The sequence below is a fragment of the Pandoraea cepalis genome, from assembly GCF_902459665.1.
Classification (GTDB): Bacteria; Pseudomonadota; Gammaproteobacteria; order Burkholderiales; family Burkholderiaceae; genus Pandoraea; species Pandoraea cepalis.
Genome location: NZ_CABPSL010000005.1, coordinates 194,082 through 214,317, shown reverse-complemented (window position 1 = coordinate 214,317; position 20,236 = coordinate 194,082). Strand labels below are relative to the sequence as shown.

Here is a 20,236-nt window from a genome sequence, read left to right as displayed (position 1 = left end):
GGCGGGAACCCCGATCGAATTCCCGTTTGAAACGTTTCCTGGTTGCCGCGCCGATAGCGCCGCACTATAGTCAAAGCAGGCCCGGCAACGATGCCGGGATGATCGAGCGTCAACAAAATGATTGCGATCGTCATTTGCAAATGTTGGCTGTTCATGGCCTTGGCGTCGGCACCGCCACCTGAGGCACCGCTGAACACGGCAGACGGCGGCTGGAGCGCCGTGCTGCTGGCGGGAGCGATGCGCTAGCGGGTGTCCCGGGAGGGACCGGCACCGGCACTTCGAGACGGATGCGCGACGTCCGATGGGAACGTGTATTCCCGGGGCTTGACGTCGGGTTCTCCGCCTCCCGCGCTTGACGAGTCGCTTCCCCCTGAGTCGACTCGCCGCTTCCCCGAATGTCGTAGTCGTTTGCCGTCGTTCAGCAGGGGGCTTGTCGCACGTTGGCGCTTCGCGGGTGCTTTGCTGTGTCGTCGGGGGCGGTCGACAGTGGCGTTTTCGCCACATGCGCCGCAAAATCGCTGTCAATGCAGTGCCTTTGGGAGACCAGGCATGGCGCTATGGCGGATCGATCTAGTCTCGTTGCGACTGTTCGTCGCCGTTTGCGAAGAAAGCAGCATTGCACGGGCGGCCGAGCGCGAATTCATCGCGCCCTCTGCCGTGAGCAAGCGGATCAATGACCTGGAGTCCCTGGTCGGTTCGGCGTTGCTCCAACGTCATAAGTGGGGTGTGCGGGCGACCCCGGCAGGCGAGGCCCTCCTGCACCACGCGCGCAATGTGTTGCGCAGCCTCGAGAAGATGCAGGGCGATCTGTCCGAGTACACCAGCGGTGTGCGCGGCCATATTCGCATCTTCGCCAACGTTTCCTCGATCGTCGAAACCCTTCCCGATGAGCTCGGCGCGTTCCTGCGTCGCCACGACGGCGTGAAGGTCGACCTGGAAGATCACACCAGCGCACAGGTCGTGCGCGGGGTGGCGGACGGGGCCACCGACATCGGGATTTGCTGGGACGCCGTGGATACCCGCGATGTCGAGGTCTTCCCCTATCGCAACGACCAGATCGTGACCGTACTGCACCGCGACCACGCGCTGGCCGGCCGCGAACAGGTCGCCTTCGTCGACACGCTCGATTTCGATCACATCGGCGTGCATCCGGACAGCGCCATGTACACCGTGCTGCGGCGCGTGGCGGCCGAGCAGGGCAAGACAGTCAAATTCCGCATCCATGTGTCGACGTTCGAGGCGGTGTGCCGCATGGTGCGCGCCAACCTCGGGCTGGCCGTGGTGCCGCGCGAGGCCGTCGGCAGTTACTCGCAAGCGACTGACGGGGAGGCGCTGCGCATCGTGCCGCTGACCGATCCGTGGGCGCTGCGCCGGCTGATCGTGTGCGTGCGACGCTACGACGCCTTGCCCGTCGCCTCGCGCATGCTCGTCGATCACCTGTGCGCTCGCAACATTGCGTAAAGCATAGGAACGCCAAAGGTTCGCCCCAGGGCGGCAAGCGTCGCGAACGGCGATGTCTGGCATGCCGAAACACAACTTGTCGGCGCTTCGGGGGCAGCGGATGCTCTCAGAGCCGATAGCGATTCCGGCCGACGAGCTGGAGCGCGCCGATTTCCCGCATAGGGCGGGAGGAGACACGCGATGACACATACCGAAGCGCGCCGCGTGCGCGTTGCCGTAGGACGTTGGGCCCTCGTCTTCTCGCTGGTGGCGTCAGGCCTCGCAGCATTGGGGCTGAGCAACGGGGCCTGCGCCGCGCCCGCACAGGCGCTCGAAAAGCCGAAGCTCACGATCGCCGTGGGCGGCAAGCCCGGCCTCTACTATCTGCCGTTGACCATCGCTGAACAACTCGGGTACTTCAAGGACGAAGGGCTCGACGTCACCATCGACGACTTCGCCGGCGGCTCCAAAGCCTTGCAGGCGGTCGTCGGCGGTAGCGCCGACGTGGGCGCCGGGGCTTTCGAGCATACCTTGCTCATGCAGACCAAGGGATTGACCTATCAAGCGTTCGTGGTGCTCGGCGCGGCCCCCCAACTGGTGCTCGGCGTGGTCAAGGCCAAGGCCGCGGAGGTGAAATCGGTCAAGGACCTGAAGGGAATGCGCATCGGCGTGAGCGCGCCGGGGTCGAGCACGCATATGCTGGTTAACGTGGCGCTCGCGAAAGCCGGGCTCAAACCGAGCGACGTGTCCATCGTGGGCGTCGGCAGCAATGCGACGGTCGTCGCCGCCGCACGTGGCGGGCAGGTCGACGCCGTCTCCAACGTCGATCCGATGATGACGCTGCTGCAGTCGTCGGGCGACATCAAGGTACTCGTCGACACGCGTACGCAGGCGGGCACCCGCGCCATGTTTGGCGGGCCGATGCCGGCGGCCGTGATGTACGCGCCGCAGAGCTTCATCGAGAAGAATCCGCGCACCGTGCAGGCCGTCGCGAACGCCATCGTGCGGGCGGACAAATGGCTTCAGCACGCCACCGCCGCCGAACTGATCAAGACCGTGCCGGAGTCCTATCTGCTTGGCAACAAGGCACTTTATCTGGAAGCGTTCGCCAACTGCCGCGAGGCGTTCTCGCCAGACGGCATGATGCCCGCCGGCGGTCCGGCCACGGCGCTCAAGGCGCTCGCGTCGTTCACGCCCGAGGTCAAGCCGTCGCAGATCCGGCTCGGCGATACGTGGACCAACGTTTTTGCGACACAGGCCAATCGACAGTATCCCTGAGGGTGTCCAGACGAACGCGCGCCTGGATGTCGTGACCTCACGTTCCGTCTCGCGGCCGCCCGCGGACTCGGTACGGAACGTGCGATCAAAACGGGTGAACCCCTTGGGGAACATTCGAGGAGCGATCTCATGCAAGCCACTGTGCAACTCCACGGACGTGTGCTGTGGTTGAGCGACCGGGCCGATGTCATGGCCCGGCAACTGGCGGGCGAATCGTTGACGCGCACCGAAGCCGGGCCGTTGCGCGACCAGATTTCCACCGACGAGATGACGCCCGCATGGGCGTGTCTGGCGTTCGATGAGACGCTCGGCGACTACGTCTATGTCGGATTGCGATGCAGTGCGGACGCAACGAATCCGGCCGGCGTGTTTCCCGTTAGGCAGAAGGCGGTGCGCGAAGGCGGCTTCGCGTTGTCGGTCGCCGGAATGCGCCGTGGCAAGGGGTCGTCGCGCGAGGCGAGTCCGTTCGCCGAGTGGTGCGCGGGCATCCGGATCGTCATCGCCGAGAGTTTCGAGCGCATTTATGCGCAGAACTGCCAGAACCTCGGGCTGCTGATGTCGACCGACTTGGCGCTCGCGGAGCGGCTGCAAGCGGGGGAGACGGTCGCCATCGACGCCTTTCTCGAAGACTGCGATCCATTGGGCGAGGAGATCGTGCGCAGCGGGGGATTGTTCGGTTATACGCGGCGCCGGCTGGCGGGAGACGTCGTGGCGCCGCGGCCCGCTCATGCGCCGGGACCGATGACCTACGGCGAGAAGATCATTGCCAGGGCGCTTGGCGTGCCTCGTGTGCGCGCAGGCGACGCCGTGTTCGTCCCCGCCGACTGGCGTTTTTCCCACGAATACGTGACGCCGATGGCCGTGAGCTTCCTGCGTCACGCCTTCGGCGACGCGGTGCCGGCGCTGCACGACCCGGCGTCGATGCTGTGCTTTGAGGATCACCTGACCCATCTCGACTCGGTGTCCGTCGGCAGTGGCGGGCCGCCGCCGCTGTTGGATGCGGCGCAGCGCCTGGGTTCGGTCCAGCGCGAGTTCTGCGCGCAGCACGATCTGCGTCTGCATGGACGCGCGGCGGGCGGTGGCTCGGAAGGCATCTGCCATGCCTTGATGCTCGAGCGCTACGCGCTGCCGGGGCAGGTCATCGTTGGCACCGATTCGCATACGCCGCATTGCGGCGCGGTCGGTGCGTTTGCGTTCGGCGTGGGCGCCACGGAGATGGCGAACGCCTGGTTGACGGGCGACGCGCGACTGGCAGTGCCGGGCACCTGTCTCGTGCATCTGCGCTCGCGCTTGCCGGCGGGCGTGGGGGCGAAGGATCTCGCGCTGCACTTGCTGCATCTCCCGTACATCCGCGACGGCCGTGCCATCGGTCAGATCATCGAATTTTCCGGCGAGGCGGTGGCCCACCTGTCGACCGACGAGCGGGCGACGCTGACCAACATGGTGGCGGAAATCGGTGGACTGACCGGGCTCATCGTGCCCGATGCCGAGACCGTGAGATACCTGCGTGAACGGCGCGGCGTCGACGCGGCGTTGGCGCCGTGGATGACAAGCGATGCGCAGGCCGCTTACGCCCACGTCATCGAGATCGATTGCGCCCGACTCGGCGCGATGGTGGCGAGTCCCGGTGATCCGGGCAACGGCGTGGCGCTCACCCAGTTGTCGGCGGAGGTGCCGATCGATATCGCGTACGGGGGATCGTGTACGGGCAGCAAGCGCGAGGACCTGCGCGCATGCCACGAAGTGCTCGCATGGGGCCTGTCGCAAGGGCACAAGGTCGCCGATGGCGTGCGCTTCTACCTGCAGTACGGTAGCGAAGATGTCCGTGCGTGGTGCGAGGCACAGGGCTACGCGGACGTGTTCGCGGCGGCCGGCGTCAAGGTGCTCGCGCCGGGGTGCGGGGCGTGTGTGAACGCTGGGCCGGGCGTATCGCGTGCGCCCGACGAGGTGGTCATCAGCGCGCAGAACCGAAATTTCCCGGGCCGTTCGGGACCCGGGCAGATGTGGCTGGGCAGCCCGGCCACCGTGGCCGCGAGTGCCTTGGCGGGGTACATCGTCGGCTTCGATCAATTACGACGCAACGGCTTCGCGGCGCCTGCCGCGCGCCTGCCGGATCGGCGGCGTGGCGACGCGTTGCGCGCGAGCTGAGGAGAATAGCCGATGCCGGACGTGTCCGCCGCAACGCCAATGCCGTTGAAAGGCATTCGGGTTGTGGAGTTTTCTCATATGGTCATGGGCCCCACCTGCGGCATGGTGCTCGGCGATCTCGGTGCCGACGTCATCAAGGTGGAACCGGTCGGCGGCGACCCCACGCGGTGCCTGCTGGGCACGGGCGCGGGCTTCTTCCGCGCGTTCAATCGCAACAAGCGCAGTCTTGCCGTGGATGTCACACGGCCGGAGGGGCGTGAGCTGATTCTGCGCCTGGTGAGCACGGCGGACGTGCTGACCGAGAACTTCAAGCCCGGGCGCATGCGCCAGTTCGGCCTGGATTATGCGACGTTATCGCGCTTGAATCCGGCGCTTGTCTACGTCTCGCTCAAGGGGTTCCTGCCCGGTCCGTACGCCGCACGCACCGCGCTCGACGAAGTCGTGCAAATGATGGCGGGGCTCGCGTATATGACGGGGCCGCCCGGTCAGCCGCTGCGTGCGGGGGCCTCGGTCAACGACATCATGGGTGGCGTGTTCGGCGCGCTCGCCGCGCTGGCCGCGCTATACGAGCGCAAGAGCACCGGGCGCGGACAGGAGGTGCAGGGGGCGCTGTTCGAGAACTGCGTGCTGCTGGCGGCGCAACACATGCAGCAGTTCGCGGTGACGGGCGTGGCGCCCGACCCGATGCCCGCCCGCTTGTCGGCCTGGGGGATCTACGATGTGTTTACGGCGCGCGACGGCGTGCAAATCTTCCTCGCGGTGGTGAGCGACACCCAGTGGCGCATCTTCTGCGACGTGTTCGGCCGGCAGGATCTGGCGGACGACGCGCGACTCGCGACGAACAACGATCGGGTACTCGCGCGTGACTGGCTGCTGCCTTTGCTGCGCGAGATGATGTTGGGGTTCGATGCGAGTTATCTCGCGGCCGCGTTTGAGCGGCACGGTTTGCCGTTCGCGCCGATCGTTACGCCCCAGGCGCTGTTTGACGACCCGCATTTGCGCGCGAGCGGTGGACTGGGCGATCTGGTGACCGAGCAAGGCGAGCACACGCAGGTGCCGCTGCTTCCGATCGCGATGGCGGGGCAGCGCTTGCCCGCGCGCCGGCCGTTGCCCGCGGCGGGCGAGCATACGTATGAAATCTTGCGGGATCTGGGGTATCTCGACGGCCAGATCGCGCGGCTGCTGACGGACGCGGTGGTGGCCGGTCCGCTGGGCGATGGTTCGGCGGGCGAGACACCGAGGCGCGGTGACGCCACCGGTCCCGTTTTACGGGAAGACGGCACGGATCGAGGCTGATTTCGGAAGTGTCTGAGTAAAGAAGGCGTGTCGTCCGCTTGCCCGCGGACAGTGCGGCGCGGTACGGTGTGGACATCCACCCTCATCCCTTGCTCGCTCGCCATGACCGAATCGCTCGATTTACCTGAAAGCCCCGAAGCCCGTGAATCGTCTGTCGTCGCCGACGCACCGCTGGCCGGCGTCACGGTGCTGGATCTCACGCGCTTGCTGCCGGGTCCGCTCGCGGGACTGCGCCTCGCGGAACTGGGGGCGCATGTCGTCAAGATCGAAGACACCGGAGCCGGCGACTACGCCCGCGAGATGATGCTCAACGATGGCGAGGCGCCACCAAGTGCATTCTGGCGTTTGCTCAATCGCGGCAAATCGGTCGAGCGACTCGATCTCAAACGCGATAGCGACCGCGCGACGTTCCTCGACTGGGTCGTTCGCGCCGACGTGTTGCTGGAGGGATTTCGCCCAGGGGTGATGGCGCGGCTCGGTTTCGATTACGAGACGCTGGCGCGCCTCAGGCCGTCCTTGGTGATGGCATCGATCACCGGGTACGGACAGCATGGGCCGATGGCGCAGGCCGCCGGACACGACATCAATTACATCGGCTACGCGGGCGTGCTCGACCAACTGGGTGATTCAAACGACGCGCCGATCGTGCCGAATTTCCAGATTGGCGACCTGTACGGCGGCGGGCAGGCAGCGGTACAAGCTGTGCTGGCGGCGCTGGTCGCGGCGCAGCGCACCGGCCGCGGCCGATGGCTGGATGTCTCGATGACCCACGAGGTGTTCCGCGCGAATCTCATTCCGGCCGTCGCTCTGCATCGGCAAGGGCATGCGCCGCGGGCGGGCGCGGACTTGCTCAACGGCGGCGTGCCTTGTTATCAGGTCTATCGCACGCGGGATGGACGTTACATGGCCGTGGGCGCGCTCGAACTCAAATTCTGGCAAACGTTGTGTGACGTGCTGGGGCGCAGCGAATGGAAAGCGCGGCATTGGTCGCTCGGACAGGCGATTGGCGGCGACGACGCACGTGCGCTTCAGGCTGAACTGGCGGCGGTATTCGCTAGCGCGTCGCAGGCCGACTGGACGTTGCGTTTTGCCGATGCCGACTGCTGCGTGACGCCAGTGCTTCGCCTGGAGGAGGCCGTGACGCACGCGCTCTTCGCGCAGGCGCGCGAGGCGCTGACACCCTGACGCCCTGACGCCGGGCGAGGGTGCGTTACCGAATGTCACAACTTTTCAGGAGATAACGACACGAAGTGTGGCCTTTGTTCGCGTAGAGTCATCGCTTGCCCACCCTGATACCGCCATGACACGACGGCTCGCCTTGCGCCAAGCACGAAACGGGATAGCCCATGCCGCGGGAGGGCGACTGACGGCGGTGGCTGTCATGGTTGCGGTAGTGATGGCGGCCATGTGTACGGGATGCGTCTCCTACCAAGACGCGCCCACCGATCATGGCAAAGTGCGCTCGACGGCAATGACGACCGCCGATCTCGCACAGACGGACATCAATCGCATGGCGACGCTGGGCATGCGGGCCAACCTCGAGGGCTTGTACCGGCTGGCCGACAAGCTCTACAAGCGCAACCCGCGCGAATGGCGCAAGGGCGGGGCAGCGACACAGACGCAGGCGATGACGCAATTGCGCGCGGCCATCGAAGGGCGACGAAGCCTGCCGGCGCTGCGGAATTTGCGCGACGTGAAGGCATTATCCCTCTCGCTCGACCCGGCCTTCAGTGGCGATCGCGTGGCCGCGTTCGTCTACAGTCTTTCTGACACGATTGTCGCGGCGCATGGCGGGACGACGGTCTTCTATCTGAGCGATGGCCTCGACGCACAGCGAATCTACAATGCGGCGCGCAACGTCGAGATCCCGGCGTGGCTGCTGTCGAGTCGTCAGGACATGACAGGCAAGCCGCTGCTGCTGGCGAACGAACTCACCGACGTGCGCAACGTGAGCTTCGAACGGGAGTTTGGCAAGATCATCGGTCGGCTCGATCTGCTCGCCGAGATGCTCGACGAGAAGTATCGGCGCGCCGGCATCGGGTACGTCCAGAATGTGCTCGGCGCACAGTTCCTCCAGTTCCTGCCTGTGCGATGAGGCGCTGACGCAATGTCACGCGTCGGGCGCAAATGTGGTGTGAATGCTGTATATTTGCACAGTATTTTCGTTGCGAGCCATGTCCTCCTCTACGCGCAAGATCATTCACTGCGACGCCGATTGCTTCTACGCCTCTGTCGAGATGCGCGATGACCCGTCGTTGCGGGGAATTCCGCTGGCCGTCGGGGGCCAGCCCGATCAGCGAGGTGTGGTCGCAACGTGCAACTACGAGGCACGCGCCTTCGGGGTGCGTTCGGCCATGCCCTCGGCACAGGCGCTCAAGCTCTGTCCCGAGTTGCGCATCATTGCGCCGACCATGCGCCGGTATCAGGAGGCATCGCAGCGCATCATGGCGATCTACCGCGATTACACGGATCTCGTCGAACCGCTTTCGCTCGACGAGGCGTATCTCGATGTCACGCACAGCGATCGTTGCGACGGCTCGGCCACATTGATCGCCCGCGAGATTCGCGCACGGGTCGCCGAGGAGGTCGGGCTCACCGTCTCGGCCGGCGTCGCCCCCAACAAGTTCATCGCCAAGATTGCCAGCGACTGGCGCAAGCCCGACGGCATGTTCGTCGTGAGACCGGCAGAAATCGACGCCTTCGTGGCCGCGCTCCCCGTCGAGCGCCTGTTCGGCGTGGGGAAGGTCACGGCGGAGAAGCTCCGGGCGCTGGGAGTGCAGTCCTGCGGCGATCTGCGCAGCCATTCGATGGCCGATCTTGCCGAGCGTTTCGGCGTGTTCGGTCAGCGATTGTATGAGCGCTGCCGCGGCATCGACACGCGCGACGTCAGCCCGGACCGGGAACGCAAGTCGATCAGTGTCGAGACCACCTACACGCGCGATCTGCGCACGCTGGCTGACTGCGAGGCGGCGCTTGAGCCGCTGCTTCGTCAGTTATCCGAGCGGATCGAGCGGGCGCGCCGAAGCGAGCCGCTGGCGATCGCCAAGGTGTTCGTCAAGATTCGTTTCGCCGACTTTTCACGGACGACGGCAGAAGCCGGCGCGCTGAGTGTCGATGCCGCGCAATGTCGTGAATTGCTGGCCGACGCCGTCGGCCGGAAACGCCGACCGGTGCGCCTGATGGGCGTGGGGGTGCGCCTGCTCGAAGCCCAGGCCGCGCGCCAGTTGCGCTTGTTCGACGACGAGGTCGACCCGACCCGACTCACTCTGCCCGGGACGGGCGATAATGCATCGCCACAGGCATAGATCGCTCGGAGGAGCCGGGCGAGCGAGATGCGAGAAACGAGCGGAAAGCGCGGAAAGCGCAAAACGAGCGAGGTGAGGGATGGCGGAGATCATCGAAGTCACATTGCGGCTGATGGCAGCGCTGGTGCTGGGCGGACTCGTCGGGCTCAATCGAAATCTCCATCACAAATCTGTCGGCTTGCGCACACTGGCGATCGTGTCGTTCGGCTCGGCGTTGTTCGTGCTGGCGGTCGTGCCGTTTCCCGGGTCGGCGCTGGTCTATGACACGTCGTCGGTCAGCCGGGTGGTGCAGGGCATTGTGGCCGGGATCGGTTTTCTGGGCGCGGGCTGTATCGTTCGGCCGAACCGTAGCGCGTCGGTGCACGGATTCACCACGGCGGCGGCGCTCTGGAGTACCACGGGGATCGGCATTATATGCGGCTTGGGCCGTTGGCATATCGCGCTGGCCGCGATGGTCCTGCTGCTCGTCGTATTGGCGATCGGCGGGCGTATCGAAGCCGTCGCGCATCGATGGCTGGGACACGACGAGCTGCCGGGGCCGCCGTCCGGCACGGACACGCCGGCGCCGCGCGATCCCGACGACAAGTAAGTGCCATCCGGCGCAACCGGGACGCGGCACGTCCACGTCGCTCCCCGGTGGACATCACCGGAAGATCTTGCGGATACCAAAGAAAATGCCCGCCGAGGCGGGCAAATGACGTTGTCGCAGTACCCCCAAAAGGACGTAAGAGGGCGATTGCATTTTGGTCAGCGGCCGGTCGTTCGCCAATCGGGGCTTGCCCGATTAGGGAAAGCACGCGCATGAGACTTTGTCGGTTCGACGTGAGACCGGCGAGACGCTCACCGCAGCGCGCGCAACTCCCTGGCACGTGCGCGCGCCACCCGCAGGCCGTCGGCTTGAAGCGCGAGTGTGGCGGCATCGGCTTGCTGCGAGGCGTCGGTTGCTGAGGTGTACGTCACAACCGCGGCCTGTCGCTCACGTCTGAAACGCCCGGTGATCGGGGCGCACTCGGCGGCGGCTTCGTCTGCCAGCCGGATCGGGTCCGGCACGAGATCGACATAGCGGGCAACGTGGCCGTACAGGCATGTGCGGTACTGGTCGGCAGCGGTGTCGGCGGCCGCCAGATGATGCTCGCGCAACTGGGCGGCATCGGGCGCGCCAGAACGTGCCGAGGTCAATGCGCCGCGCGGCGCTGTCGAGGTGGCGCAGCCGGTCATGAGCAACGCGGCAGCGAGGCAGAACACGGCCGGCACCACCCCGCGCGTGTGAGCCAAAATCGGAAGCTTCTGAGTCATAAGGTAATCGAGGCCGATGGCATAAAGTCCACGATATCGCTATGGTACGGGATTGGACGGAACCTACAATGGCGCGCACGTGTGGCGCCAATCTGACATGAGCGATTTCCATAAGGGGTTGGTTTGGATCCGGCGCGACTTGCGCTGCACGGACAACGCAACGCTCGCGCACGCGCTTGCCACGTGCCAAGCGGTGTATGTCGTGTTTGTGTTCGACACAACGATTCTCGACGTCTTGCCGCGCGACGATCGTCGTGTCGCATTCATACACGACAGCGTGAGCGAATTGGCCACCACGCTGACGCATGCCGGCGGGGCATTGATTGTGCGTCACGGGGATCCGGTGGCGGAGATTCCGTCGCTGGCGAAGTCGCTCGGCGTACAGGCCGTGTTTGCCGGGCGCGATTACGAGCCCGCCGCCGTGGCACGCGATCGCTCGGTGGCTCGCTCGCTCGACGAACGCGGCATTGCCTTCGAGGTCGTCAAGGATCAGGTGATTTTCGAGGCGAGTGAGATTCTCACGGCGCAGGGCGAGCCGTACAGCGTGTTCACCCCGTATCAGCGCGCTTGGTTGAAGCAGGTGAGACCGGTGGATTTGGCGCCGCACGGCCGCGACGCCGATCGGCGGCGATTGGCTGTGCCACCGACGGGCAGCGGTGCACTCCCGTCACTGGCGTCGTTGGGTTTCGAGGTGTCCGACGCGCGCCGTATGGCCATCCCTGCCGGGGAGTCTGGCGCCCGTCAATTGCTGGACGATTTTCTGCCGCGCATGGCGCATTACCATGAGCGACGCGACTACCCTGCCATACGCGGGCCGAGCTATCTGTCGGTACATCTGCGTTTCGGCACGATTTCGATACGCACGCTCGCCCGCGAGGCGCACGCCGCCATGTTGCGAGGGGGGGACGACGGTCGCGGCGCGCAAACATGGCTCAGCGAGCTTATCTGGCGCGAGTTCTATTTCATGATCCTGCACCATCATCCGCGCGTCGTGGCACAGGCGTTCAAACCTGCCTACGAAGCCATCGAATGGGCTGCCGGCCAAGCGGCCGATGCCGATTTTCAGGCCTGGTGCGAGGGACGCACGGGGTATCCGCTCGTCGATGCCGCCATGCGCCAGATCAACCAGACCGGCTATATGCACAACCGCCTGCGCATGGTAACGGCGAGCTTCCTGGTCAAGGATCTCGGTATCGATTGGCGGCGCGGGGAAGCCTACTTTGCGCACGCGCTCAACGACTTCGACCTCGCGGCGAACAACGGCGGCTGGCAGTGGGCGGCGTCGACCGGATGCGACGCGCAACCGTATTTCCGCATCTTCAATCCGGTGACGCAGTCGGAGAAGTTCGATCCGCAAGGGCGCTTCATTCGGAAGTACGTGCCGGAGCTGGCCAATCTGCCCGACAAGGCGCTGCATGCTCCCTGGCGGGCCGACGCGCAGACGCTGCTCGATGCCCACGTGGCGCTGGGACGCGACTATCCGCCGCCGCGGGTGGCGCACGACGTGGCGCGCAAGGAAACGCTGGCACGATATGCGGTCGTGAAGACGCCGGCGGTTTCCGGCAAGCGCGATGACGGCTTGGATGCGGACTGAGCAACGATCGGTGTATACCCCCGTCAACTTTTCACGCGTCTCACCGTTGATAGAGGTAAGGCACGCGAGAGGGCCGGGCTTCGGTGGTGCATCAGGAACGTCGGGGGGCGTTGGCGGGTGTCGGGGGAGAAGCCACACAATAAATAACGACGGCACGGCTCGGGAACGAGCAAGGGCAAGCCAAAACCACACGGGACAGCGAGCGGATGCTTCGCCGCGCAGACGGCAGTCTCGCAATACGGGGTGAGCGATGAGCGAGTGCCCGGAACGTTAGCGTTTCGGGCATTTTTTTATGCGGAGATCGGTGGCCTTGTCCGGGCTGTCGCGCGTAGCATGGCCCATACCGCCAGATTGAACGGCAACGTAAAGTACGGCCAGCCTAACGGACCGAACACGGTGCCGAGCGCAACGCAAAGGATGCAGGCCAGAAAGGCGCCCGCGAAGCGTACGGTTGGGCGATGTCCGAACATCCCTAGGCCGAGTGCAGCGAGAAACGCGTTGATGCCAATGCCCCCTGCCTGCGTGGCCATTGGCGGCCAAAGTGTCGCCAGTGCGGCGAGACCCGACCAGACGGTGACGCCCGCCGCGAGCGCCCACAGCGTGGCGCGGGAGTTCCAGAGGGCCAGGACGTACCAGGTCAGCAGGCCCAGCACCAGTGGGGCGACGAAAACGACCTGACCGACCGAGCAGAAGACGAAACCCGGCGTGCCGGTGTCGCAGGCGAGTGCCCCGGCCCGCGGCAACCAATGCAGCCACGGCTGCATCGCCCAGGTGAGTGCCATCACACCCACGAATGGGCCGGTGAGGGCTGGCAGTGCGTAACGCGAGAGGGTCGCGGTTGCGATCACGGTCAGGCAGACACAGACCGCCAGCCATGCGACGAACGTGGCGTCGGGGTGCCATAACGCGCCGAATGCAATACCGGTGAGGGTCGCGTTGTATCCCAATCGCCCGTTACGAAGCAGTGCGTGTGGCAGTCGCAGCGCGACCGCGAGGCACGACGCGGCGATACTCGCCGCCAGTCCTGTGATCGCAGCCGAGAGGTTGGCGAGGGCGAGTAGGACGAACAGCAACAATCCGACCCTTGCCGAAGGGACGAAATAAATCTGCGCAAAATTCGCCGCCATGCTGGGCAACGCATCGATCCACTCTCTGCGCTTGGCAGCGGCACGCGGCACGGCCAACGTCGCGGGCGATGCAGGGGGCGGCGAAAGGTGAGGGATTGACATGGACGATCGTGGAGAATCGGGCGAATCAGGCGAATCAGGCGAATCAGGCGAATCAGGCGAATCAGGCGAATCGGGGGGGCTCGCGGCATCCGCTGCACAGCGGCTGAGCGGTGGGCGAGCAATGGGCGCGAGCTTACGCCGAACTGGCGTTTTGGGGCGCGTCGGCGCCTTATATTGGGTATAGCGTTGGCATTGTGTCGGTAGTGCTCCGACAGCGCGCAGGTATGGCGGCGGGGCTGTGTCTGACCGGCGCCCCAAAAAACAAAACCCGCGCACGAGGGCGCGGGTTGAGTGCTACGCGGAGATTTGCCGCGAAGCGTTTACTTGCCGCCGCCCTTGACCGGCTTGACCGCCCAACTGTCCTTAAGCGAGACGATGCGATTGAACACCGGCTTGCCCGGTGCCGAGTCCTGACGGTCGGCTACGAAGTAGCCGTGGCGTTCGAACTGCACGCGATCTTCCGGCGCAACACTCATCAGGCCCGGTTCGACGTAGGCCTGCGTGACGCGCTTGGCGTTCGGATTGATGGCGTCGAGGAAATTCTTGTCTCCCGCATCCGGATTCGGATCGACGAACAGTCGGTCGTAAATGCGCACCTCCGCCGCAAGCGCGTGCGGCGCGCTCACCCAGTGGATGTTGCCCTTGACCTTGTAGTTGTCGGCGCCCGGCGTACCTGATCGGCTGTCCTCGAAATACTGGCAATGCACGGCAGTGACGTTGCCATCGGCATCGGTATCGAAGCCCGTGCACTCCACCACGTAACCGTAGCGCAGTCGCACCTTGTTGCCGGGGAACAGACGGAAGAAGCCCTTGACCGGCTCGGCCTGGAAGTCTTCGCGCTCGATCCAAAGCTCGCGCGAGATCGGGAACGTGCGCATGCCTCGCTCCGGCGCGTGAGGATGCACCGGCGCCTGGCAGTCTTCCTGCTTGCCTTCCGGATAGTTGTCGATGATCAGCTTGAGCGGGTCGAGTACCGCCGTCGCACGCGGTGCCTTCGGGTCGAGGTCGTCGCGCAGGGCTTGCTCGAGAACGCTCATGTCGATCCACGATGCCGACTTGGCTACGCCGATGCGCTCGCAGAACAACTGCAGGCTTTCCGGCGAGAAGCCGCGACGGCGCAGGCCGACGAGCGTGGGCATGCGTGGGTCATCCCAGCCGTCGACGTGCTTTTCGTCGACCAGTTGGCGCAGCTTGCGCTTGCTCGTAATGGCGTAAGTCAGTTGCAGGCGCGCAAATTCGATCTGCTGCGGCATCGGCCGCTTGAACATGCCCGCGTCGGCCAGCTCGCCGAGTACCCAGTCGTAGAACGGACGCTGATCTTCGAACTCCAGCGTGCACAGGCTGTGCGTGATGTTCTCGATGGCATCCTCCAGCGGATGCGCATAGGTGTACATCGGGTAGAGGCACCACGCGTCGCCGGTGCGGTGGTGGTGCGCGTGACGGATCCGATAGATCGCCGGGTCGCGCAGATTGATGTTCGGCGAAGCCATGTCGATCTTGGCGCGCAGCACATGCGTGCCGTCGGCGAACTCGCCCGCGCGCATGCGACGGAACAGATCGAGGTTCTCCTCAACCGAGCGGTTGCGGAACGGCGAATCCTTGCCCGGCTCGGTGAGATTGCCGCGGCTGGCGCGCATGTCGTCGGCGCTCTGGCTGTCAACGTACGCCTTGCCGCGCTGGATCAGGATCTCGGCGCCCTGATAAAGCTGTTCGAAGTAGTCGCTCGCAAAGTAAAGGTGTTCCTTTTGCGGCGTCTGGTAGCTGAAGCCGAGCCACTTGACCATGTCGATGATCGAATCGACGTATTCGGTCTCTTCCTTCTCGGGGTTGGTGTCGTCAAAGCGCAGATGGCACACGCCATCGTAGTCGCGCGCCACGCCGAAGTTCAGGCAGATGGCCTTGGCGTGGCCGATGTGCAGATAACCGTTCGGCTCCGGCGGGAAACGCGTTTCGACGCGTTGGCCCCATTTGCCCGAGCGATTGTCTTCGTCAATGATGTTGCGGATGAAATTGGATGCCGCGTTCAGCTCTGTGCTCATGCCAGTCCAGTGTTCGGGGTTTGGCGAATATTCTACCGTACCGCACTGCACCACGGGCAGGCGTCGACACGCCCTGTCGACAAAGGCAAGTGATCTCGGCCCGCAGGCGTTACCCGTTGGACGCCTGGACCGATGTCCGCTGGCCCGGCCAAGCGGCGTAGGACAACAGCCAGAGGGAGATGATGTTGACGACCGGGATGAAGGCCAGCACCGTGAACCAGGGGGACAGGCCGAGGCGGGTCAGAATCCGCCAGACGGGAACACCCACGAGCACGATAGCGACGAGCAAGCCAATGAGACTGGACATACGTTATCTCCCGATAGTCCCGCCGGCGGCGGGACGTGGCGCCAGATCCAAGTATATCGCGCGGATCCGCCGTCGCCGCGCCTGGATTGTTCTATCCTGAAAGCACTGCCGGTCCTGCCGGCGGCTCCAAGAGTCACCCTCAAGGGAGAACATCATGGAACTGCACCTCCACTCGCATCGCTACACGCACCGCTCGCCCGACTGGGCCGCCGCCGCCGTTTCCGGTTTTGTCGCCTGCGCCTTCTTCTCGGCGGTGGAAATGCTGATGGTGCTGCTGGTCTCCGGCCAGAGCCCATGGGTGCCACCCCGCATGGTCGCCGCCATCGCGCTGGGGCCTGGCATCCTGACGCAGCCTGCTACGTTCGACCTGTCCATTGTGGCCATGGCGCTCATTGTCCACGCGGTCATCGGTGTCGTTCTGGGCGTGGTGCTTGGCGCGATCGTCGCCCCCTTCCGGCTGGATTCGGATGTGGTGACGGTGTCGGTGGCGGGGGCGATCTTCGGGCTGGCCGTGTACGCCGTCAATTTTTACGTCATGACGCAGTGGTTCCCATGGTTCGTCGCCTCGCGCGGCTGGACGATGGTGGCGGGACACGTGATCTTCGGCGCGTTCGCGGGCTATATGTATTGGGTGCTCGCCCAAATTGACGACCGCGCCGCCACGCCTTGACCTGACTTCGGCGCCGGTCTGCTTTGGTGTCGAGACAGTAATTTTCTGTTATCATTCGCTATCTGCACCGTTTTTTTCGTCAATTTCGAATTGAGCGGATAGCAGTCAAGCGAGGCATGCATAGCGGGGCCGGCTGAGTGCCTGTCCCGAGGTGGCCCGCGTGTGGCACGATTATCACTACAAATGTGCCGCACGACTTTGTTACCGCATGTCACGCTGAACGCTTGGCGTGAATTCACGCGTCCAACGTTCTTGCCGTCGCCCTCGACTGGGCGACAGCGCATCGTTCCCCGAAACTGGATGGAAGTCGTACAGAACGCCCTCATTGCGCCCGCATTGCGCAATGCCGGTGCGCATGTGGCCTTGCGCTACGTGACGCGTTCACCTGCACCGCCTGTCGTATGTCAGTCACGCGAATGTCGTGTGTTTGTCATGTTGAGCAGATAGGCTGCGTGCACTTCACGGAAACATTTGTGCAGATTTGCACTCTCATCACCGTAAGCCGATTCGAGAGGGATAGTTATCAGTCATATTTTTTGCAGTAAGAAGGATTCAAAAATGAAAACAACACAATTTCAAGAATTTCAGTACAGCGTGCGTGCCGTCGAGCGCGACAACGCTCGTTGGGACGCGTTCTACGAGATTCACCGCCCGACCCATGGCGGGTTGGAAAAAGTCGGGGCCTATCAGGTCCAGACCGCCTACGGCTTTGCCACGCAAGGCAACGCCCTCGACGACGCCGAGCGTAATGCCCGTGCCGACATCGAGCAGGGCATCGTCTACTTCCAGTAAGTCGATCTCCCCCATTCATTCCCTGTGCGCGATGCCGGCATCGTTGTGTGGCGACGGTGCTATAGTCCCGCCTTTCGCAACGTATGGCCGGAGAGTCGGGAATGGAATGGATGTGCGAGTCGTTCGATGCGCTGGGCAGTTCCCTGCTTTACCGTATTCTGGCCGCGCGAAATGCCGTGTTCGTGGTCGAGCAGCAATGCCCGTATCAGGACATCGACGGACGCGACCCTCACAGCCTGCATCTCGTCGCGCAAGTGCGCGATGCGGCGGATGCGCTGCAGATTGCGGCGTATTTGCGTCTGTTGCCGCCCGGAGTGGCCTACGACGAAGCGTCGATCGGGCGTGTGATCACGGCGGCGTCGCATCGAGGCACCGGGCTCGGGCGCGAATTGCTGACGCGGGCCGTGGTGATCGCCGATGAGGCATGGCCGTTGGCGTCGCTGCGCATCGGGGCTCAGGCGCATCTCGAAGCGTTCTATGGCGCCTTCGGTTTCGTCAAGGCCAGTGAGCCGTATGACGAAGACGGCATTCTGCATATCGAAATGCTGCGTCCGCCGGCGGCGTTCAACAGCACAACCCTAAAGCCATAGCCAAGCCGTAGCCGTGCATTATCGGCCGGGCCCTCGCGCCCGGCACTACAATATCTCCCATCGTAGTTCTCCCGTTCCCCCGACACATGGCCTTGTATTCCATTTCGGGCGCCCAATTGGCGTTCGGTCACGTGGCATTGCTCGACAATGCCGATTTTTCGCTCGAAGCCGGTGAGCGCGTTGGACTTATCGGCCGCAACGGCGCCGGTAAGTCGTCGCTGCTCAAGATCGTGGCGGGCCAGATGGTTCCCGACGACGGCCTTGTGGCACGGCAGGCCTCACTCAATACCGTCTACGTGCCGCAGGAGCCTGAGTTCGATCCCGAACTGACGGTCTTCGACGCCGTCGCGCTTGGCCTCGGCGAATTGCATGGGCTGCTCTCCGACTACGAACGCACGGTGGACGCGCTTGCCGATGCCCCTGAGGGCGCCGAGCACGACGCGCTGCTCGCGCGGTTGAATACGTTGCAGGCGTCGCTCGACAATGCGGATGCGTGGCAATTCAAGACACGGGTGGAAACGACGGTTGCGCAACTCGGGCTCGATGGACACGCGCGCGTCGGGTCGCTCTCCGGCGGTATGCAAAAGCGTGTCTCGCTCGGGCAGGCCTGGGTGGCCAAACCCGACGTGCTGCTGCTCGACGAACCGACCAATCACCTCGATTTCGAAGCGATTCGCTGGTTGGAGGATTTGCTCATCGGCTATCGTGGCGCGCTATTGTTCATCACTCACGACCGTAGTTTCCTGGATCGTGTGGCCACGCGTATCGTCGAACTGGATCGTGGGCGTCTGCTCTCCTATCCGGGCAACTTCACCCAGTTTCAAGAGCGCAAAGCTGCGCAGCTCGAGATCGAGCGCGTGGAGAACGAGAAGTTCGACAAGCTGCTCGCGCAGGAAGAAGTGTGGATTCGCAAAGGTGTTGAAGCACGCCGTACGCGCAGCGTGTCGCGCATCGAGCGCCTGAAGACGATGCGTAGCGAACGTGCCGATCGCCGCGAGATTCAGGGCAATGTGCGCATGGATGTGGCGCAGACCGAGAAGTCCGGCAAGATCGTGGCCGAGCTGACCCATGTCACGAAGGCTTACGGCGAGCGTGTCATCGTGCGCGACTTTACGGCGACGCTCATGCGCGGCGACAAGGTCGGTCTTGTGGGCCCGAATGGCGTGGGCAAGACGACGATGCTCAAGCTCATTCTCGGCGAGATCGCGCCGGACAGCGGACAGATTCGTGTCGGTACCAATCTTCAGGTGGCGTACTTCGACCAGATGCGTGCGCAACTCGATCCCGAGAAGAGTCTGCTCGATACGATCAGCCCGGGCAGCGACTGGATCGAGATCAATGGCGCGCGCAAGCACGTCATGAGCTATCTCGGCGACTTCCTGTTCTCGCCGGAGCGCGCGCGCTCACCGGTGAAGTCGCTCTCGGGCGGCGAGCGCAATCGTCTGCTGCTCGCGCGCCTGTTCGCGCGTCCGGCCAACGTGCTCGTGCTCGACGAACCGACCAACGATCTGGACATCCCGACGCTCGAACTGCTCGAAGAGCTGCTCGAGGAATACAGCGGCACGGTGTTCCTCGTGAGCCACGATCGCACGTTCCTGGACAACGTCGTGACCTCGGTCATCGCGGCCGAAGGCGACGGCAACTGGCGCGAGTACGTTGGCGGGTTTACCGATTGGCAGGTACAGAGCCATCGGTCCGCTGCGCTCGCCGCGCAACGCGCCCCCGTCGAAGTCGCCGCGAAGGACACGGCAACCGCATCAAAGCGCCCTACGAGCCGCACCGCCAAACTCAGCTACAAGGAGCAGCGCGAACTCGACGGCCTGCCGGCGCGCATCGCCGCGTTGGAAACCGAGCAACAGGAAGTGGGGGCAAAGCTCGAAGACGGTTCGATCTATGCGAAAGATCCGGCTGCCGGTGCGGCGTTGTCCGAACGTTTCGAAGCGATTGAACTGGCGTTGCTCGATGCGCTCGAACGCTGGGAACTGCTCGAAGCCAAGCAGCGCGGCGAGGGCGCGTAAGCGTCGGCATCCGGTCAGCGAGCGGCGAGCGGCCGTGGCCGTGGCCCGGCCGCGTTGCATGGTGCCGTTGGCGTTGTCACCCGATCACGTCGCGAGTGACAGTACAATAGGTCGCGATGCATCGGGCGCGGCTCGCCTCCGGACAACACCGGCCGGGCGCTGGGCGCGCTCAGCGTGCCCATTCTGTGGGCGCCGCAACTCAAGTCTTTGATACGGCGTCACTTTTGTCATGTG

General features: G+C 64.4%; 18 protein-coding genes. 14 read left to right on the top strand and 4 right to left on the bottom strand.

From position 1 onward, the window contains the following. The first annotated feature begins 26 nt into the window (after positions 1-26). The 9 genes from PCE31106_RS23980 (at position 27) to PCE31106_RS09445 (ending at position 10,056) form a co-directional block, all read left to right on the top strand. Complete coding sequence (locus tag PCE31106_RS23980; RefSeq protein WP_157211514.1) at positions 27-182, top strand: hypothetical protein; 156 nt, start codon at positions 27-29, stop codon at positions 180-182. Positions 183-549: 367 nt separating this feature from the next. Continuing rightward, positions 550-1,461, top strand: a complete 912-nt coding sequence (locus PCE31106_RS09480; RefSeq protein WP_150563092.1) for a LysR family transcriptional regulator — start codon at positions 550-552, stop codon at positions 1,459-1,461. A 180-nt stretch (positions 1,462-1,641) separates the two neighbouring features. Continuing rightward, positions 1,642-2,718 carry an ABC transporter substrate-binding protein gene (locus tag PCE31106_RS09475; protein WP_150563091.1) on the top strand — a complete coding sequence of 359 codons (1,077 nt, stop codon included), beginning with the start codon at positions 1,642-1,644 and terminating at the stop codon, positions 2,716-2,718. 129 nt (positions 2,719-2,847) lie between these two features. Beyond that, on the top strand, positions 2,848-4,866 hold the full coding sequence (locus PCE31106_RS09470; protein WP_150563090.1) for an aconitase family protein: 2,019 nt from the start codon (positions 2,848-2,850) through the stop codon (positions 4,864-4,866). 12 nt (positions 4,867-4,878) lie between these two features. Next, the gene (locus PCE31106_RS09465; RefSeq protein WP_150563089.1) at positions 4,879-6,162 is read left to right on the top strand and encodes a CaiB/BaiF CoA transferase family protein; all 1,284 of its coding nucleotides are present in this window, start codon (positions 4,879-4,881) and stop codon (positions 6,160-6,162) included. Between the two features lie 102 nt (positions 6,163-6,264). Next, a complete protein-coding gene (locus tag PCE31106_RS09460; protein ID WP_150563127.1) occupies positions 6,265-7,347 on the top strand; it encodes a CaiB/BaiF CoA transferase family protein in 1,083 nt (360 codons plus the stop codon). A gap of 196 nt (positions 7,348-7,543) precedes the next feature. After that, positions 7,544-8,257, top strand: a complete 714-nt coding sequence (locus PCE31106_RS09455) for a hypothetical protein (protein WP_254440963.1) — start codon at positions 7,544-7,546, stop codon at positions 8,255-8,257. 79 nt (positions 8,258-8,336) lie between these two features. After that, positions 8,337-9,467, top strand: a complete 1,131-nt coding sequence (gene dinB, locus PCE31106_RS09450) for a DNA polymerase IV (protein ID WP_017234893.1) — start codon at positions 8,337-8,339, stop codon at positions 9,465-9,467. A 79-nt stretch (positions 9,468-9,546) separates the two neighbouring features. Continuing rightward, positions 9,547-10,056: an MgtC/SapB family protein gene (locus PCE31106_RS09445; RefSeq protein ID WP_150563088.1), complete on the top strand. Its 510-nt coding sequence runs from the start codon at positions 9,547-9,549 to the stop codon at positions 10,054-10,056. A 251-nt stretch (positions 10,057-10,307) separates the two neighbouring features. Here PCE31106_RS09445 and PCE31106_RS09440 read toward each other — a convergent pair whose 3' ends face one another. Beyond that, positions 10,308-10,763 carry a hypothetical protein gene (locus PCE31106_RS09440; protein WP_150563087.1) on the bottom strand — a complete coding sequence of 152 codons (456 nt, stop codon included), beginning with the start codon at positions 10,761-10,763 and terminating at the stop codon, positions 10,308-10,310. Positions 10,764-10,860: 97 nt separating this feature from the next. Here PCE31106_RS09440 and PCE31106_RS09435 point away from each other — a divergent pair, with 97 nt between their 5' ends. Continuing rightward, the gene (locus PCE31106_RS09435; protein WP_150563086.1) at positions 10,861-12,357 is read left to right on the top strand and encodes a cryptochrome/photolyase family protein; all 1,497 of its coding nucleotides are present in this window, start codon (positions 10,861-10,863) and stop codon (positions 12,355-12,357) included. Between the two features lie 290 nt (positions 12,358-12,647). Here the strand turns inward: PCE31106_RS09435 and PCE31106_RS09430 are convergent, their stop codons facing one another. From PCE31106_RS09430 to PCE31106_RS09415, 3 genes are all read right to left on the bottom strand, one after another. Next, the gene (locus tag PCE31106_RS09430) at positions 12,648-13,586 is read right to left on the bottom strand and encodes an urea transporter (protein ID WP_150563085.1); all 939 of its coding nucleotides are present in this window, start codon (positions 13,584-13,586) and stop codon (positions 12,648-12,650) included. A 320-nt stretch (positions 13,587-13,906) separates the two neighbouring features. Next, a complete protein-coding gene (locus tag PCE31106_RS09420; RefSeq protein ID WP_150563083.1) occupies positions 13,907-15,625 on the bottom strand; it encodes a glutamine--tRNA ligase/YqeY domain fusion protein in 1,719 nt (572 codons plus the stop codon). Between the two features lie 109 nt (positions 15,626-15,734). After that, on the bottom strand, positions 15,735-15,932 hold the full coding sequence (locus PCE31106_RS09415) for a hypothetical protein (RefSeq protein ID WP_017234899.1): 198 nt from the start codon (positions 15,930-15,932) through the stop codon (positions 15,735-15,737). Between the two features lie 154 nt (positions 15,933-16,086). On the opposite strand from PCE31106_RS09415, the gene PCE31106_RS09410 reads away from it, so the two are divergent. The 4 genes from PCE31106_RS09410 to PCE31106_RS09395 all read left to right on the top strand — a co-directional run bounded on the left by PCE31106_RS09410 (position 16,087) and on the right by PCE31106_RS09395 (position 20,002). Continuing rightward, entirely contained in the window at positions 16,087-16,602 is a 516-nt protein-coding gene (locus tag PCE31106_RS09410) for a hypothetical protein (protein ID WP_150563082.1), read from the top strand. A gap of 558 nt (positions 16,603-17,160) precedes the next feature. Further along, positions 17,161-17,394: a hypothetical protein gene (locus tag PCE31106_RS09405; protein ID WP_017234901.1), complete on the top strand. Its 234-nt coding sequence runs from the start codon at positions 17,161-17,163 to the stop codon at positions 17,392-17,394. Positions 17,395-17,495: 101 nt separating this feature from the next. Further along, positions 17,496-17,984, top strand: a complete 489-nt coding sequence (locus PCE31106_RS09400; protein ID WP_150563081.1) for a GNAT family N-acetyltransferase — start codon at positions 17,496-17,498, stop codon at positions 17,982-17,984. 86 nt (positions 17,985-18,070) lie between these two features. Then, a complete protein-coding gene (locus PCE31106_RS09395; RefSeq protein ID WP_017234903.1) occupies positions 18,071-20,002 on the top strand; it encodes an ATP-binding cassette domain-containing protein in 1,932 nt (643 codons plus the stop codon). The last annotated feature ends 234 nt before the right edge of the window (positions 20,003-20,236 follow it).